The organism is Bacteriovorax sp. HI3 (genome assembly GCF_059738875.1).
This window is the reverse complement of the sequence record NZ_AP026946.1, coordinates 547,763-562,548: the sequence shown is the minus strand read 5'-3', so window position 1 is coordinate 562,548 and position 14,786 is coordinate 547,763. Positions and strand designations below refer to the sequence as shown.

General features: G+C 39.7%; 12 protein-coding genes. 3 read left to right on the top strand and 9 right to left on the bottom strand.

Annotated elements, in window-relative coordinates; all coding sequences use genetic code 11:
* Positions 1 to 4 precede the first annotated feature (4 nt).
* The 7 genes from AC6JA8_RS02655 to AC6JA8_RS02625 all read right to left on the bottom strand — a co-directional run bounded on the left by AC6JA8_RS02655 (position 5) and on the right by AC6JA8_RS02625 (position 7,504).
* Positions 5 to 1,747 (bottom strand): hypothetical protein, encoded by a 1,743-nt coding sequence (locus tag AC6JA8_RS02655; protein ID WP_497975642.1) that lies wholly within the window; start codon positions 1,745 to 1,747, stop codon positions 5 to 7.
* A complete protein-coding gene (locus AC6JA8_RS02650; RefSeq protein WP_497975641.1) occupies positions 1,719 to 2,438 on the bottom strand; it encodes an enoyl-CoA hydratase-related protein in 720 nt (239 codons plus the stop codon). The genes AC6JA8_RS02655 and AC6JA8_RS02650 overlap by 29 nt, the downstream gene beginning before the upstream one ends.
* A 2-nt stretch (positions 2,439 to 2,440) precedes the next feature.
* Positions 2,441 to 3,481, bottom strand: a complete 1,041-nt coding sequence (locus tag AC6JA8_RS02645) for a type III polyketide synthase (protein WP_497975640.1) — start codon at positions 3,479 to 3,481, stop codon at positions 2,441 to 2,443.
* 70 nt (positions 3,482 to 3,551) lie between these two features.
* Positions 3,552 to 4,754, bottom strand: a complete 1,203-nt coding sequence (locus AC6JA8_RS02640; protein ID WP_497975639.1) for a phosphoglycerate kinase — start codon at positions 4,752 to 4,754, stop codon at positions 3,552 to 3,554.
* Positions 4,755 to 4,757: 3 nt separating this feature from the next.
* On the bottom strand, positions 4,758 to 5,771 hold the full coding sequence (gene gap, locus AC6JA8_RS02635) for a type I glyceraldehyde-3-phosphate dehydrogenase (RefSeq protein WP_497975638.1): 1,014 nt from the start codon (positions 5,769 to 5,771) through the stop codon (positions 4,758 to 4,760).
* A 216-nt stretch (positions 5,772 to 5,987) separates the two neighbouring features.
* Positions 5,988 to 7,031, bottom strand: coding sequence for a hypothetical protein (locus AC6JA8_RS02630; RefSeq protein ID WP_497975637.1), 1,044 nt, complete (start codon positions 7,029 to 7,031; stop codon positions 5,988 to 5,990).
* A gap of 2 nt (positions 7,032 to 7,033) precedes the next feature.
* A complete protein-coding gene (locus tag AC6JA8_RS02625) occupies positions 7,034 to 7,504 on the bottom strand; it encodes a hypothetical protein (protein WP_497975636.1) in 471 nt (156 codons plus the stop codon).
* 56 nt (positions 7,505 to 7,560) lie between these two features.
* Between AC6JA8_RS02625 and AC6JA8_RS02620 the strand changes: the two genes are divergently transcribed.
* The 3 genes from AC6JA8_RS02620 to AC6JA8_RS02610 all read left to right on the top strand — a co-directional run bounded on the left by AC6JA8_RS02620 (position 7,561) and on the right by AC6JA8_RS02610 (position 11,791).
* Positions 7,561 to 8,658, top strand: a complete 1,098-nt coding sequence (locus tag AC6JA8_RS02620) for a 3'-5' exoribonuclease YhaM family protein (protein WP_497975635.1) — start codon at positions 7,561 to 7,563, stop codon at positions 8,656 to 8,658.
* Positions 8,659 to 8,697: 39 nt separating this feature from the next.
* Entirely contained in the window at positions 8,698 to 10,725 is a 2,028-nt protein-coding gene (locus tag AC6JA8_RS02615; RefSeq protein WP_497975634.1) for a hypothetical protein, read from the top strand.
* 88 nt (positions 10,726 to 10,813) lie between these two features.
* A complete protein-coding gene (locus tag AC6JA8_RS02610) occupies positions 10,814 to 11,791 on the top strand; it encodes a thioesterase domain-containing protein (protein ID WP_497975633.1) in 978 nt (325 codons plus the stop codon).
* A gap of 219 nt (positions 11,792 to 12,010) precedes the next feature.
* Here the strand turns inward: AC6JA8_RS02610 and AC6JA8_RS02605 are convergent, their stop codons facing one another.
* Positions 12,011 to 12,673 carry a hypothetical protein gene (locus AC6JA8_RS02605; protein ID WP_497975632.1) on the bottom strand — a complete coding sequence of 221 codons (663 nt, stop codon included), beginning with the start codon at positions 12,671 to 12,673 and terminating at the stop codon, positions 12,011 to 12,013.
* A gap of 143 nt (positions 12,674 to 12,816) precedes the next feature.
* A complete protein-coding gene (locus tag AC6JA8_RS02600; RefSeq protein ID WP_497975631.1) occupies positions 12,817 to 14,634 on the bottom strand; it encodes an ATP-dependent nuclease in 1,818 nt (605 codons plus the stop codon).
* Positions 14,635 to 14,786 lie beyond the last annotated feature (152 nt).

Here is a 14,786-nt window from a genome sequence, read left to right as displayed (position 1 = left end):
TCACCTAATTATGTTGTGCAAGGATCTTCGTCATTTCATCACCAAGCCATTCACCGTAAAGCCTGTAGCCATAAGATGTTAGGTGGGCCCTATCCCACCACATATTCCCATTTTTTATATGGTCGTCACGATTGAGGTATGGGTTGGGGTTTAGGACAATTAAACCAAACTCTTGTGTCCAGCGCTCAATTATTTCTTTTTCTCTTAAGGAACTCTGCTCTTCTACTGCTTTACTAAAAAACAGCAAGTCGAGCCTTACATCGGAATTGGTTCTCATAAAGCTTTCAGGATTCTTTTGAAGTGAAAGATAAATGGGAGTGATTCCCATTGGAGTCATTTCTTTTAAAAGTTTTTTAAAACCACGGTCCTGTTCTGGAATTACTGAAAAATCTGTATTTTTTGTCAGAAGAAGATAATTAATTTTTTCCTGCTGTACTTTCTTTAGTATACGCTTGCGATCTGTTCTATATGAAAATTGATCGATTGAAAAATTGATGCTTTCAAGATTAAATCTTTCCTTAACTGCCTCATAAATTCTTTTATGGGCGACATTCATAAAGCCATCACCTGGATGAGTGACCCCACTACTATAACTAAAACTCGCCCCCACTAAACCAATTCTTATCGTAGGCTTGCCGTTATCAAGGGCCTTAATCGTTGCGCGCTCTTTTATAGACCCGCACTTTTCATTAAAGCAGTAAAAATAGCTTGGCTCGAACTTCGATTCACCAAACCTCGCAACAAAGGAATGAATGTCAGAACTCTTCCCACCCCAGGCCTCATACCAGGCCTTAAAAACTCTGTAGCGTCCAACCTCAAAATCGTAATCTTCTTCGGCCACAGACACTCCTCTAATCCTTCGAGTCGCGAGCCTTTTGTCACTCCAGTCACTTTCGAGCCTTGAGAAATAAAGGTAATCAAAGGCGAGCCATAGACCACCCAGAAGAAAAATAAATGATGTGCAAATGGCAAATGACTTTGAATAATGGATGTCTCTCAGTTTTTTTACAACGAAAGCGATGATTAAAGCTCCCGCTAAAATAATTAAGAAGTGACCAATGAAATGTTTTTCATAATCACGGTTGTTTTCAAGAGAAGTCCCAATCTTAATTCCAGAAACATCCAATGCTTCAATATTCGAGACAAAGGCCCCGCGCATTCCGGTTTTAAAGCCAAACTGGGCCCACTGGAAATGGTCATTGGGAATAACACTTGCTTTTTGCCCATCGACAAAAAGAGTGATGCCTTCTTCACTTTCTTGCACTCTCACTTGGACTTTGCCTGATGAAGGAAGATCAATAGGGAATGGCTGAACATTTAAGAAATCTCCTTCGCGTTTACCGTGATAAAACATGGAAGGAAAAAGTGAGCTACGGCTTAAACGAAAAGCTGTCAGGTTATGATCAGTGACGTTAAAGATCACATCTAGGTAAGAATTTAGCGGGATTGAAGCATCAAAGCTAAGAGATGAAAGTTGGACGGCCTGGACAGAATTAATTTCATTAGCGCCATAACCAGCTCTCAAGTTCAACTGATTGCCCGCAATGTTTGAGCGCGAAAGTGCTGAGCCGGTAGAGCCCATCATGTTCGACGTAATCATTTTGCTTTTTAGGTTATACCAATAGGGATTGTTAACCATGTAAGTCTGCGAGATATGCAACGACTTCGTCCATACCCAGGCTGCAAGAAACACGCACAGAATCCCTGTGAGCCAGTAGTTATGAAAAATGTCTTTTAACTTTTTCACAAAACTCTCCGCTTTGCCTTTTTTGTGCTGATAGTATTAAATACTTCTCCAGCTCCTCATTCATTTCATTGCTTAAAACTGGTCTTTGAATTTTTCCCTCTCTGACAAGAGTGAGGCAATCTCCAATATATTTTTCGATGTTTTTCACATCGCTAAAATAATGAATCAATTTTATTTTTTGAGCTTCGACCACATCAATTTTATCACCGTTTGCTGAAAGATGTTCAAATTCTCTCTCTCCTATTTTGCTTTTTAAAATAGGAGTAATGATTCCCGGGATAAGTCCCCATTTTTTTTCCGGTAAAGAAAACTGAGAAAATTGATCGCTTACCACCACATCACTCGCGGCCACAAGCCCCATTCCTCCACCAGAAACTTGTCCTTGCACCTGGCAAATAACTGGCACACGGCATTTTAAAATCTGCTGGTACATGTTTTTAATTTTGGCCATGTCTTGCAGATTTTCTTGGGCACTTAATTCACAGGCGCGCTTCATCCAGTTCAAGTCTGCACCCGTGCAAAAATTTTTTCCTTCAGCGCTAAGAAGAATCGCTTTAGCTGATGATGGGACATGAGAAAAAGCACTTGCGATTTCCTCTGTCATGTCAGCATCGTAACAATTTCCTTTTTCAGGATTATTCAAGGTAATGAAGTAAATATCGTTTTCTTGGTAAGTTAAAACTTTTTTCATAATCACCAGGTTAAAAGGGACATTTCAATTGTCAGCCCGGGTCCCATGGTGATCATGATGCCGTAATCACCTTTTTTGACACTTCCTTCATTGAGAAGTTCCTGGTAGCTAAAAAGAAAACTTCCACTGGAAATGTTGCCGTAGTTTTTTAGAATCGTGCGCGTGTGGCGAAGATCAGATTTCTTAAATCCTAACTTCTCTTCGATGCCATCAAGAATGCTTGCGCCTCCTGAATGAACAATCCAATGAGAGATATCTTCTCTTTTTAGTTTGAAGCGATCTAAAAGAGTATTCAGTGGCCTCTCAACTTCCCGGGCCAGGAATTTTGGAGTCTCTTTGCCGATAAAAAAGCGGTAGCGGTTTTTCTCTTCATCCCAATCAAAGCGAAGCATTGGAAGTGAGTCCGGGATTAAGTAACTTTCAAATCCTAAGATCGAAGCCTCTCCACTCTCTTCTTTTTGTTCAACTAAAGCGACGGCCACGCCATCGCCAAAGAGGCTGTTGACCAATGCCGTGCTCTCGCTGTCATCTAAGGTATAGATCGACGAACAAAGCTCACAACAAATGAGTAAGGCCTTTTTCCCTGGGTTATTATTCACCCAGCTCGCAACTGCATTTAAACCGTTTAATCCGGCATTACAACCCATGCCGACGATGTCGAGTCTCTGAGTATTGTTTCTGAATTTTAATGGTTCTAAAATAAGTGCAGAAAGTCCTGGAACAAGAAAGCCGGTTGAAGTCACACAACAAACATAATCAATGTCTGAAGGACCTAGACCTATTTGTTTTAAGGCCTTCTCAACAGCAACGCCAATGAGTTCAATCGCATTCTTTTTAAACTTCTCACGAAGGTTAAAGACAGACTCTTCAGCAAAATCATTTTTAGATAATGTCAGGTAGCGGTTTTCAATATGCTCATGTTTAAAAAAGCGTTTTGATTTCTCGCTCGTCACATTCATAAGAGCGGCGATTTCATTCTGGGAGAACTTATTTTGGGGATGTGATAAACCGAGTGAAAGAATTTTAGGAGTGGACCTATGCATTGCCTTTTACCAGAATGTCGTTGTGTTCTAAATATGAAACAACTAATTCTGCTAAAAGGCAATAATAAGACTAATCAATACCGAATTTAAGAGCTTGAATACCAGGAAGAGTCCCGTTTTCAATGTACTCAAGAGAAGCCCCACCACCTGTAGAGATGTGAGACATTTTGCTCGCAAGACCTGACTGGTTTACAGCATTAACTGAATCACCACCACCCACAAGTGTGAAGGCGTCTAGTTCAGATAATGTTTTTGCAATCCCTAGTGTTCCTTTTGCGTAAGCTTTATTTTCAAAAAGACCCATTGGACCATTCCATAGAACAGTCTTAGCGTTTCTTAAGTAGTCATTGTAGTTAACGATTGTCGATGGACCGATATCCAGACCGATTAAATCGTCACCAATGTTCGTCTGCCCTACCTCAACCGGCTCTCCACCAAAAGTTAAAGAGCACAGGTGATCGCTTGGAAGAACGATCTTATTCTTTGACGGCATATTAAGAATTCTTTTTGCCAGTGAAACATCTTCGTCTGAACAAAGTGACTTCCCGATCGTGTGACCTTGAGCTTTTAAGAATGGGTAGGCCATAGCTCCACCGATTAAAAGCTTATCAACTGAGATAAGAAGTGCTTCGATGATCTTGATCTTATCACTTACCTTTGCTCCACCAACAACAGCAACAAAAGGCTTTTTAGGGTCTTTTACAATGCGGTCTAGAGATTCAACTTCGCGCTTTAGAAGAAGTCCGCCATAAGCTTTGTTCTTGAAGAATGCATTGATCTCGTAAGTTGAAGCGTGTTTTCTGTGAGCGGCACCAAAAGCGTCGAACACAAAAACGTCCCCGTAAGTTGAAAGCTGACGAGCGAATTCACGGTCGTTGCTTTCTTCCTCTGCGTGGAAACGAAGGTTTTGAAGCAGGATGATTTTCGATTCATTAAGACCTAGAAGAGTTTTGATTCCACGGTCAAGTGCCGTTTCAGTCAACGTCACTTCCATTCCTAATTTTTCTGCCAGGCATTTTGCCACTGGTTCAAGTGAATATTGCATATCCACTTTTCCTTTTGGTCTACCGAAGTGACTCATCAGGATAACTTTTTTTGCTCCAGCTTCCAGGATAGCTTTGATCGTTGGGATCGCTTCATCGATTCTTGTCGTGTCAGCAATGACCGTTGGATCTTTTTTATCCATTGGAACGTTGAAATCAAATCTCGCCAGGACTTTTTTGTCCTTAGCGAGTGTTTTAAAACTTTCTTCAGTAATAAATTTTAAGGCCATGGATTAAAGTCCTTTTGAACCGATGAACTTAACAAGGTCAAGAACACGGTTTGAGAATCCAGCTTCGTTATCGTACCAAGAAACTACTTTTACAGTGTTTCCAATCACGTTAGTTAAAGAAGCATCTAAACATGAAGAGTGTCTCATTCCCATGAAGTCTACAGAAACAAGTTCTTCTGTTTCGTAACGTAGAATTCCTTTTAGAGATGTTTCACTTGCTTCTTTTAGAGCAGCGTTGATTTCAGATGCACTTGCAGGCTTCTTAAGTGTTGCCACGAAGTCTGTTAGAGAAACGTTTGGAGTTGGAACGCGGAAAGAGTATCCATCCAGTTTCCCTTTTAGCTCAGGAATGATTTCCCCTACAGTCTTAGCTGCCCCTGTTGTCGTTGGAATGATCGACATAGCAGCTGCGCGAGCGCGACGAGGATCAGAGTGTGATCCATCAAGAAGCATTTGATCAGATGTGTATGAGTGAACAGTTGTCATGAATCCAGTTTCAATTCCAAATTTTTCGTTAAGAACTTTTACGATTGGAGCAAGACAGTTTGTTGTACAAGATGCGTTTGAGATTACGTGGTGTTTTGAAGCATCGTAAATATTGTGGTTAACACCCATTACGAAAGTTGCATCAAGTCCTTTACCAGGAGCACACATAATAACTTTTTTAACAGTTCCATGCATGTGTTTTGAAAGACCTTCTTTATCTTTGAATACACCAGTTGAATCGATAACAACTTGAACTCCAAGATCTCCCCAAGGAATTTCTGATGGATCTTTTTGAGAGTAGAATTTTAGAAGTTTACCATTAACACTCAGGCTATCACCTTCAAGATGAACATCACCTTGAAATGGTCCGTGAACTGAATCATATTTTAGAAGGTGAACGTATTGTTCTGCTTTACCAGGGTTGTTAACTGCAACGATTTCGAATTCAGATTCATTGCGGTTGAAGAACTCGCGTAAAACAGTTCTTCCGATGCGTCCCATTCCGTTAATACCAACTTTAATTTTAGTCATAAAAACTCCATGAAATATGTAGGCGTATAAAGCGAAAATTCGTCAATTTTTTATACTTGTAGAGAGTGTAGTGTAAAAGGTCAATGGAAGTTTTGACAGAAGTTTTTGAGAGGAAAATTACACCTAAAAAACGCACCGGGCCGTACCCGGTGATTAAGCATGATTTATTTAAATAATGCGGGGCTTTCGCCCCGGAAATTGACTGAAATACTTCGATTAGCGAGACAGAGAGCGCCCGATAGACTCAAAGAGCTCTTTAATCCACGAGAAGAACGACTTGAAAAGGCCTCTGGCCGTGTCGTTAATTGAGGTTTGAGGCTTCGAATCGACAACGATATCTCCTCCTCTTTCTTCATTTTTCTTTTCATCTGAAACATTCGGTTCGCTCTCAGCGAACTGAAGCTTTTTGTCGACCCCTTTAGAAATAAGAAGTCTTTCAACAATTCTCTCCAGCGGAGCCCCAAGCCCTGCGTCGACATTATTCATAACTGTTGAAGTTCCCCCCGGGTGCCATGAGTATCTTGGAGTTTTGGCCTTGTTGCAGACTTGTCCGCGATAAAGGCCTGTTGGCTCAGCAAGGACCATCGCCATTGTCGAGTTGTTTTGTGGAGCTTGTTTTTTAAAATCAACGGCCCCTGTTCCCAACTGACCGGCAGTGGTAATCGGAGTTGTTGCTAAAATGTCACTATTCCAAGGAATACTTCCTCCGTGCAATCCTTTAGCTTCCGGGTCACTACCATAAGAAGGCTGTGGAGTGATGAAGGCTAGATTGGGCGTATTTCTTTCTCTTTCACAATAAATCTCGGCTTCAGAAGCGCTGTATTCATACTCGTCGCAAAGACCCAGTGTATGCATATACTCGTGTAGCATGGCCCTTGAACTTGTTCCCGTCGTAATAACCGGGACACCGCCACCAACAGAGCTCGACCCACCCCACTTGCTCATATTCTTTACAATCATGGCCTGATCCCCGCCGCGTCTGGCGGCCTGGGCCTGAATGCTGTCTGAATTTTTACACGTCACCAGGCGGTCGATTCCCAGAGAGCTTCCGCAATCCAACTCCTCAGGAGAGACGCGAACAATTTCAACCTCCACATCAAATTTGTTGAAGGGGTAAGTTGATTTCATCATCTCTGCGACTTCTTCTGATTTTTTGGTGATTGTTTCATCAGTGTAAATGACATACTTATAAGCATGCGCTGACTGAGTCATCCCCAGAACAAAAGTTGCCAGTGCGATTTGTTTTAAATTCTTTTTCATAACTACCACTTTATTTTTTGCATTTCGTAAGTCTTTTTATCTTCAAGCGATTCAATTTTATACTTTGAAATTGTTCCCATTTCTTTAGAGACCGGGAATTTTACGATGCGCGAGTTTGCATCTTGAGTGATCTTTGTTTTCTTAATCGCCCCAGGGTCTTTTTTATCAGTGAAGCCTTCATGAAAAACCATTGGATTTAAGTAGACGCGCTTGTCGTAAACAAGTTTATCTTCAGCGTTGTAGAGCCTAATAATGAAATTAGCATTCTCTTCATAGCGACCGTTGTCACAGAACTCATCTTCTTTCATAAAAGCGCCATCGAGCACAGGTGGTGCTTTTTGTGCGATCTTAAAAATAGCGCTCATGCTCTTTCCACAAACTCCTAATTCTTTCTTTAGCTCTTGCCCAAAAGAAGTTTCAGAATTAAAAAGAACAACCGATAAAAATGTGATTAAATACATTAGTTTTGACATGAAAATCTCCTTAAAGATTTTCGGTTTAAATGTCACAGACCTTTAGGAGTTCCCCCTTGAATAAGACCCAATTCATCAATCAGCTTGGTTCAAAAGACGATGTCCTCTCTCCTTTTTTGGTAAAATACATCAATAGCGCCGAAGGAAAGGATGGAAAAAGCTATCTCAATATCATTTTGGCCGATAAGTCTGGAGAAATTGAAGCCCGCAAGTGGCATGGGGCCGAAACGATTATCGGACAAATCCGCTCAGGTGATGTGGTCATCGTCAACGGCAAGATCAACCAATTCCAAGGTCGTCTACAGCTCATCGTAAATGAACTTTCTAAACTCGGGGAAGAGCAATTCAACCGCGAAGACTATATTCAAAAGGCCGGAAGTGCTCCGGAAAAAATGTTTCAGGAACTTTTAGATATCGTCGAAACTCTTGAGGAAGTCTATATCAAGGACCTGTTAAATTCGATTCTTCACGACCCGGAAATCGCTCGCCGTCTTAAAATCTGGCAAGCGGGAAAGAGCATTCACCATGCTTACCAATCAGGTCTTTTAGAACATATTCTCTCTTGTACCAAACTCGCGGTGATTCTTTCTCCTCATTATAAGGTGAATAAATCGTACGTTGTGGCCGGTTGTATTCTGCATGATCTTTGCAAAATTTACGAACTCACAGAAGGCCCGGTTGTCGATTACACAGAGGAAGGAAAACTCGTTGGTCACCTGGTAAAAGGACTTGAAATCGTCGATCACTACGCCGCTAAAATTAAAAATTTCCCATACAACATGAAGATGCACATCAAGCACATTCTGCTCGCTCATCACGGTGAATACGAATACGGATCTCCAAAAATCCCGAACACATCAGAAGCTTATCTCGTTCACTTAATTGATTTAATGGACTCTAAGATGGGCTCACTTGAACAAATCAAAAAACACGATTCAAGCACAGGCCACTGGAGCGGGTTTGTAAAACACATGGATCGCATTGTGTATAAGAGCGAACTTCCAAGCTTCACTCATTATATTGATGAGGACAAGAAGGCCTCTCCTTCTTCTACTCACGAAGCCCCTCCGGCCCCAAAGGCCACTGGTAGCAATAATAAAGAGTTAAAGTCATCGCTTGGGAATCTTTTAAAGGACTTCAAAGTCGAAGACTAAACATTTCAAGGAATACTATCGCCTGACGATAAGTTCCTTATGAAAACGTTTAAACATTCACTCTTCTTTTTTTGTATTCTGGCAGTCCCTGCGGTTGTCAGCTTCCACTACTTTAACCATGGGTATAGTCCATCGAGGACTATTGCTCAAGTTCACTCGCCTGATGGTGAATATGAAATTGTCGGTGTCAGCGACACTAAAGGTGAATACACTGGAAGGGCCTGGGTTCGTGGCGGAGCTGTTCAGCGTATCGTAAAATGGAAAAATTACTCTTATCAAGGCATGGCCGTTGAATCAGTATGGTCTGGAAAAGTTACACCTAGTGGTTTTGATTTTTCTCTTTCCCTTTCGAATGTCCTGACTCGTTTCGAAGACTACGATGCGACTAAAGAAGAACTCATCCCTGTTAAAGTCACTCTTCCTCTAGCAGGATTAACTTCAGAATTTTCTACAACACTTAAAGGTGACGGTGTTATCAAGGAAACATGGACACGTCTAAAAGATGCCGGACAAAATCCACTATGGGTAGACCAAAGAACGAGCTTCGTTGGGAATGGAGATAAACACCCTTTCATTACGATGCTTTCAAAAATCGCTGGGATGTACAAAGTCATTGAAGCCTACAGAGAGCTTCCACAAATTAAAATTTACGCAGACAAAGAAGCATTCCAAAAAGGACAACAGATTTGGGTAGAAGATAAAACAGATGCTGACTTCTATTTAAAAAATCAAAACGTTTTAAGAATTACCAACAAGACAGTAAACCCTCTTTCACTGGCCGAAGCCGTGATGAGAAAAAATGCTTATGGCCACACTCTGACTTACAAAGAAAATTTCCTGGCCAATGAAACTCAAAAATTAAATATGAACGATGCCGGAATGCTGGAAGTCGCACGCATCGATAGTGACGGTAACAAAATCGGAATGGGCCCAGAAGGCGACTCTGCTCTTTGGACCGGGATTTATGGATGGTCGCAAGTTGTTCGTTATCAAATGACCAAAGACCCTGAGGCCATGGCCAACTTTAAAAAAGTTTTAAATGGAACTCTGACATTACTTGAAATCCCTAATGACCCAAAACAATTTGCCAGAACACTGGCCATCTCTCCGGCCTCAGAAGTTTGGAGCGATGAATGGATTCAGGGAACAGGTCAGTACTCTCACCTAAAATGGATGAAGAGAGGAAACAACGACATGGCCAAGGGAATTTTCCTGACTCTGGCCCTTGCTCACAAGATGGTTGATCCTTCTGAAGTGCAACTCATCGAGAGAATTAAAAAGGCCGTTAAGTCTTTTCCTTCAGCTACTGCCATCGAAGAGCGCAGCTTTAACTTTGGGATCGCCAAAGGTCTTGATGCTCTTTGGAACAAAGACGAAGAAAGCTTACTGACGTTTCAAAAGAAGATGCTTAACTTCGAATCATTCATTTCAAACTTCACTCATCTTGATGCCGGACTTTATATTGAAGGAATTGCAGACTGGTCAGGGATTCACCTGACGATGTCTTCGATTATGTCTCAATACTTTGTTTCAGAAGAGTTGATGAAAGTTTTCCCAAATGAGTATTTCAATAAAAAGATTCATGCAAAAGCGGAAGCGAGTTTAATGGAACTTGATGACGTTTACAAAAATGGACACCGCCGTTTTGTGACTCTCGTCGCTTATACTTATTCTCCAAAAGCGCGCAAAGATAAAAAATTTGAAGCAAGAGCACGCGAAGCTCTTTGGACATTAAAAGAAGTTCCAGCTCCAAGATTTGTTGGAAATGCAGGTGCAGATCTTCCCAAACGCCCGGACTGGTCAATCTCAGCCTGGCCTCGTCAGCCTTGGAAAGGGCTTACTGGTTTTAGAAAGATGAAAGAGGATTTCAATGTGGCCGAGCTTCAACAGGGAGCTTACTTCTACCCTTACTTTGAAGGTAGCACTTGGAATACAACTTATTACTGGAAGGACATCCCTTTCCCGGTACATATCAATTCTGACAAGTCTACGAAGTCCTTCTCGTCTGATTACCTAATGCTTTATTGGGTCAGCCGCAGCTCGGGACTCATAACTGCGGAAGATTAAACTTACTTGAGTGTCATAGTCCAATTTAAAGGCCAGTGAGTATTTACCTATGCAGGATTAAAACTCAGAGGACCTTTATAATAGGGCTATGACGAAAGTAGCAGACAAAGCTCTGATAAAAAATTCCAATCTCCAAAACTTAAAACCTTTTCGAGGAAATGGAAAACTTCCGGCCGAAGCTGCCAATGCGACTAAGACTGCTGAAGGTCTGCCGAAAGCAGAAATCACTGATCAGGCAAAAATGCTGAAAGCTCAGGAGACAACTCCTCCAACAACTCCAGCAGAACCCGCACCCGAAACAACACCAGAGCAGCCATCGTCATCACCATCAACTCCTTCTTCATCAGTAATGGATAAAGCGGCGTCAGTGGCTAAAGCGATTGCAAAAGCTCCAGTTATGCCAGTGGTTGTTCCCAAAAACACGAAGTCTATTGAAAATAAAATCTCTGATAAAAAACCAGACGCCCCTCCTCACTTCATTAAAAAGCCGGCCGTTATTTTCATCGAAGGCTTTTCAATGTTTGGGATTTCTAATGGCGATGGGATTAAAGAAATGTCTGATAACTTTCCAGGAGCTAAACGCTTTGATTGGACTGAGCACGACAAGATCATTGGAGAAATCAAAAAACACGCTCCAGATCAACCTGTCGTTCTCGTAGGACACAGTTTTGGTGGAGACACGGCCATTGAAGTGGCCAATGAATTAAACTCAGCGAAAAACGGTTTCCGCCCTATCGACCTACTGGTTTCAATCGATGCGGTTGGGATGAATAAAACCATCATTCCTATTAACGTTAAAAGCAATCTAAACTTCTTTGGCGAAGGGATTCTTCCTTTCGTTCATGGCGACCCGACGGTTGCCCGCAATACAAAATACACTGAAGTCACAAATGAGTTGCGCTCAGATATGCACTCGAAAATGGACGACAGTCCTGAAGTGCAGTTTGAAATCTTCCAGAAAATTAATGAAGTTCTGGGTAATGCGGGACAGGAAGATATCTTTATTGAGATTAGTGAGACTAGTCAGATTAAAGATGTTTTGGACGCGATAAAGAATAGTCTTTAAGAGAAAAATCTACTAACCGTCTCAAAAAACATTTATTTAAAACTTAAGCCTAAGAAATTTTTGGTTACAGCCATATAGTTAATGCTGCATTTTTATATCTTCTCATTATTAGCTTTTACTTTCTTGAAGCTCTTAGTGCTGCCGATCTATTGGTCTTTTTGTAAATTTTTTCCATATTTTCTAATCGATCAGAACAAATCTTATTCGCATAAAGCTAATCTAAGAAACTAAGTATTTTATTAATTGAATGATTGCAGTGATACTCACCTTAGTACTTATATTAGATCTAAAAAATTGCAGCATCTTTCCATTATTCATAACTCCATTTTTTATCAAATTAAAAACCTCTGAGCTATTTTGATAATTTTCAGACGAAACAAATTTTAAAGAGTCTACGGCATTTTTGATATGCTGATTAAGCTCTAAAAAGGAATCCTCCACCTTATCGGCTTTCAATGAAACAATAAATGAATCCGAAATTATTTTGCCATCCGCTTGGAAGAATAACACGAAAGGAGTTTTAGGATTTTTTTCTAAATTTAAAATTTTTGACACTGACTCGTTCTGCGTATGCCTGAAAGACTCTTTAATATCTATTGAACTCATAAGACCGATATGCCCTTGAGTATTATTTTCATGCTTATCTTCAATGTAATTTAAATAAAAAACTGTAAGATATTTTCCTGAAATTTCATTCAAAGCATTCCAGTAATCTATATCCCTAAGAACTTTACCAATAGCAGGGCTTGAAAAATTAAAAACAATAAAGGCAAATGCTACTGCACGTCCATCTCTCTTATGATTCTCACAAGTTTCTAGAATATATTTTTGAAGATCTTCCGCAGAATATATCCCTCCGATATAGCTAGTTATTGGGTTCATCTTTTCCTCCTAGTTTTAACATTCCAACATTCACAAGAACACCAAATGAGATCCTCAGTCAAAAAACCGCCAAACATAGTGTTCGTTAGCCATCTCAAGAAAATCTCTACTTTGAACACTTTTTTATATTTTTCAGTCATTTGTTATGCATAAGAAAATTTTAAAATTTTTTTTAGTTGTGCATATTCTTCGATTCTCCCTTCTTCAAATATTGCTTTTGTTTCTTTCCATGCTTTAAATGGCTTATCCTTACTAAACGGCGCTCCATTTGCCCACAATACATTTTCAAATGTATCAGCAACTTTAAAAATTAATTTATCATCGCCAACAATATCTAAAATTCTTTCATTTGCCTTATATTCATCACTGCCTGATATTTGTAATAATTCTTCATCACTTCTTCCTTTCCTATCTTCATCATGAATAATTTTGAAAGGTATACCAAAAGTTTTCAAAAGTAAGGCGATTGGGGCAATAGTCCACTTACCATCACAAGAAACAATAGTTGTGCTTTCATAGGAGTGAGGACTAATATTTAAATATTCTAGATAGTTTTTTACCAAGCTAAAGAAAGCAATTTCCGTATCACCTTCCACCAACACTACTTGCTTCGCAAAAAATGATTCACAGACAGTCGGATGAAAATCCAACAATGCTCTCAAACTATCTCTTTCTTTTGTCTTTCCGACAAAAGGATCTGCTTTTAATTGCTTGAATGATAATTTTCTACTTTCATTCTTTTGCAAAATTATTAATGATAAAGGATCCTTAGCAACATCAATCAAAAACGGTGAATGGGTTGTACATAAACATTGCCAACTGTCTGATTTACTAATTTGCTCTAAAGCACTTTTTAATCTTCTCATAAGATGGGGGTGAAGATACAATTCTGGTTCTTCAAAAAGGAGTAATGTTGAACGTATCTCTTCCTTATCATCTACTCCCCTCTCCCCCTTAGAAAGAGCGGATCTCTTGGCCAAGACTTCAATTAAAGCAAAAATAAGAGATCTCTGAGCACCATGTCCCTGCTTTTCTACTTCAGTCTCGAATCCATCATTTAATTTTACAGTAGCACCGCCACTTATAATCTTCGATACTTCTGGATTAGCGAGAGTAAGATTTACTTTAGTACCAGATAAAATCGAATCCATCCGATCTGACAAATCTTTAGATAAATTTTTAACTTCATCTATTTGTTCAACCCCGTCACCTTTAACTTTTGCAACAAGTTTATTCATTGCTGTTTCGAAGCTCTCAAACTCCGTTGTATTTTTTAAAGCTGGAAATATAACTGTTTCAAGCAATTTACCAAATGGTGTCTTCGCCGTTGTTTTTAATTCTTCTCCAATATTTAAAGAGGCTGAAATTATTACGACTTGAGGCAAGGCTTGTTTAAGTGCTTCCTTAATACTGATACCTTCGGAAGTCCATTTAGACTCTCCTTTGATAATCTTATCTGAATGATGTTTTCTAATAAAATTCTTGAGTGTCTCCTTATTAGATTTACTATTCCAATTCTTGGAAGTTAATCCTTGCCCCTCTGCAAATGTTTTTACTTCTTTAGGTAAAGTAGTCCATGTTGCATCATCGAATTCTGGAATTTTCTCGTCTTGTAAAAATGCTTCATAAGTCGTTTCTATCTTATCATTTTTCTTGTCGTAAACGGCTTGCATCCTAAGAAGAATTTTATCGTTTTGTACTAAAGACGCAATTCCTGGTTTTCTTCTTTCCCAATTTTGAATCTCTTCAAACTGACCTTCAATTTCAATAGCTGTATCAAAATCATGTTGATGCCAATCATCCTTAGCTAATTTAGACTGATCTAAAAATAATTCAATAGCCTTGAGCACTGACGACTTGCAAGAGTTGTTCGGTCCTATAATAGTCGTATAGTCCCTTAAATCTAATTCAAGATTGTGAATGCCCCTGAAGTGCGTAATTTTTATTGTCTTTAGTTTCATATTTCTTCCTGGAATAATTAATAAGTACTTTAACTTTAAAAAAAACTGTCACTATTATTTTCATTGATACGAATTATCGGTTTTTAAATATAAATCTTTCTATTACATTGCCTGCTGACCGTCTCAAAAAAAAAAGAGTATTTAAACTTGTA

What these genes read in the sequence shown, in the direction of transcription:
- AC6JA8_RS02650 (WP_497975641.1), bottom strand. Translation starts at nt 2,438, where the DNA reads ATGAAAAAAGTTTTAACTTACCAAGAAAACGATATTTACTTCATTACC.
- AC6JA8_RS02645 (WP_497975640.1), bottom strand. Translation starts at nt 3,481, where the DNA reads ATGCATAGGTCCACTCCTAAAATTCTTTCACTCGGTTTATCACATCCC.
- AC6JA8_RS02640 (WP_497975639.1), bottom strand. Translation starts at nt 4,754, where the DNA reads ATGGCCTTAAAATTTATTACTGAAGAAAGTTTTAAAACACTCGCTAAG.
- gap (WP_497975638.1), bottom strand. Translation starts at nt 5,771, where the DNA reads ATGACTAAAATTAAAGTTGGTATTAACGGAATGGGACGCATCGGAAGA.
- AC6JA8_RS02630 (WP_497975637.1), bottom strand. Translation starts at nt 7,031, where the DNA reads ATGAAAAAGAATTTAAAACAAATCGCACTGGCAACTTTTGTTCTGGGG.
- AC6JA8_RS02625 (WP_497975636.1), bottom strand. Translation starts at nt 7,504, where the DNA reads ATGTCAAAACTAATGTATTTAATCACATTTTTATCGGTTGTTCTTTTT.
- AC6JA8_RS02615 (WP_497975634.1), top strand. Translation starts at nt 8,698, where the DNA reads ATGAAAACGTTTAAACATTCACTCTTCTTTTTTTGTATTCTGGCAGTC.
- AC6JA8_RS02610 (WP_497975633.1), top strand. Translation starts at nt 10,814, where the DNA reads ATGACGAAAGTAGCAGACAAAGCTCTGATAAAAAATTCCAATCTCCAA.
- AC6JA8_RS02605 (WP_497975632.1), bottom strand. Translation starts at nt 12,673, where the DNA reads ATGAACCCAATAACTAGCTATATCGGAGGGATATATTCTGCGGAAGAT.
- AC6JA8_RS02600 (WP_497975631.1), bottom strand. Translation starts at nt 14,634, where the DNA reads ATGAAACTAAAGACAATAAAAATTACGCACTTCAGGGGCATTCACAAT.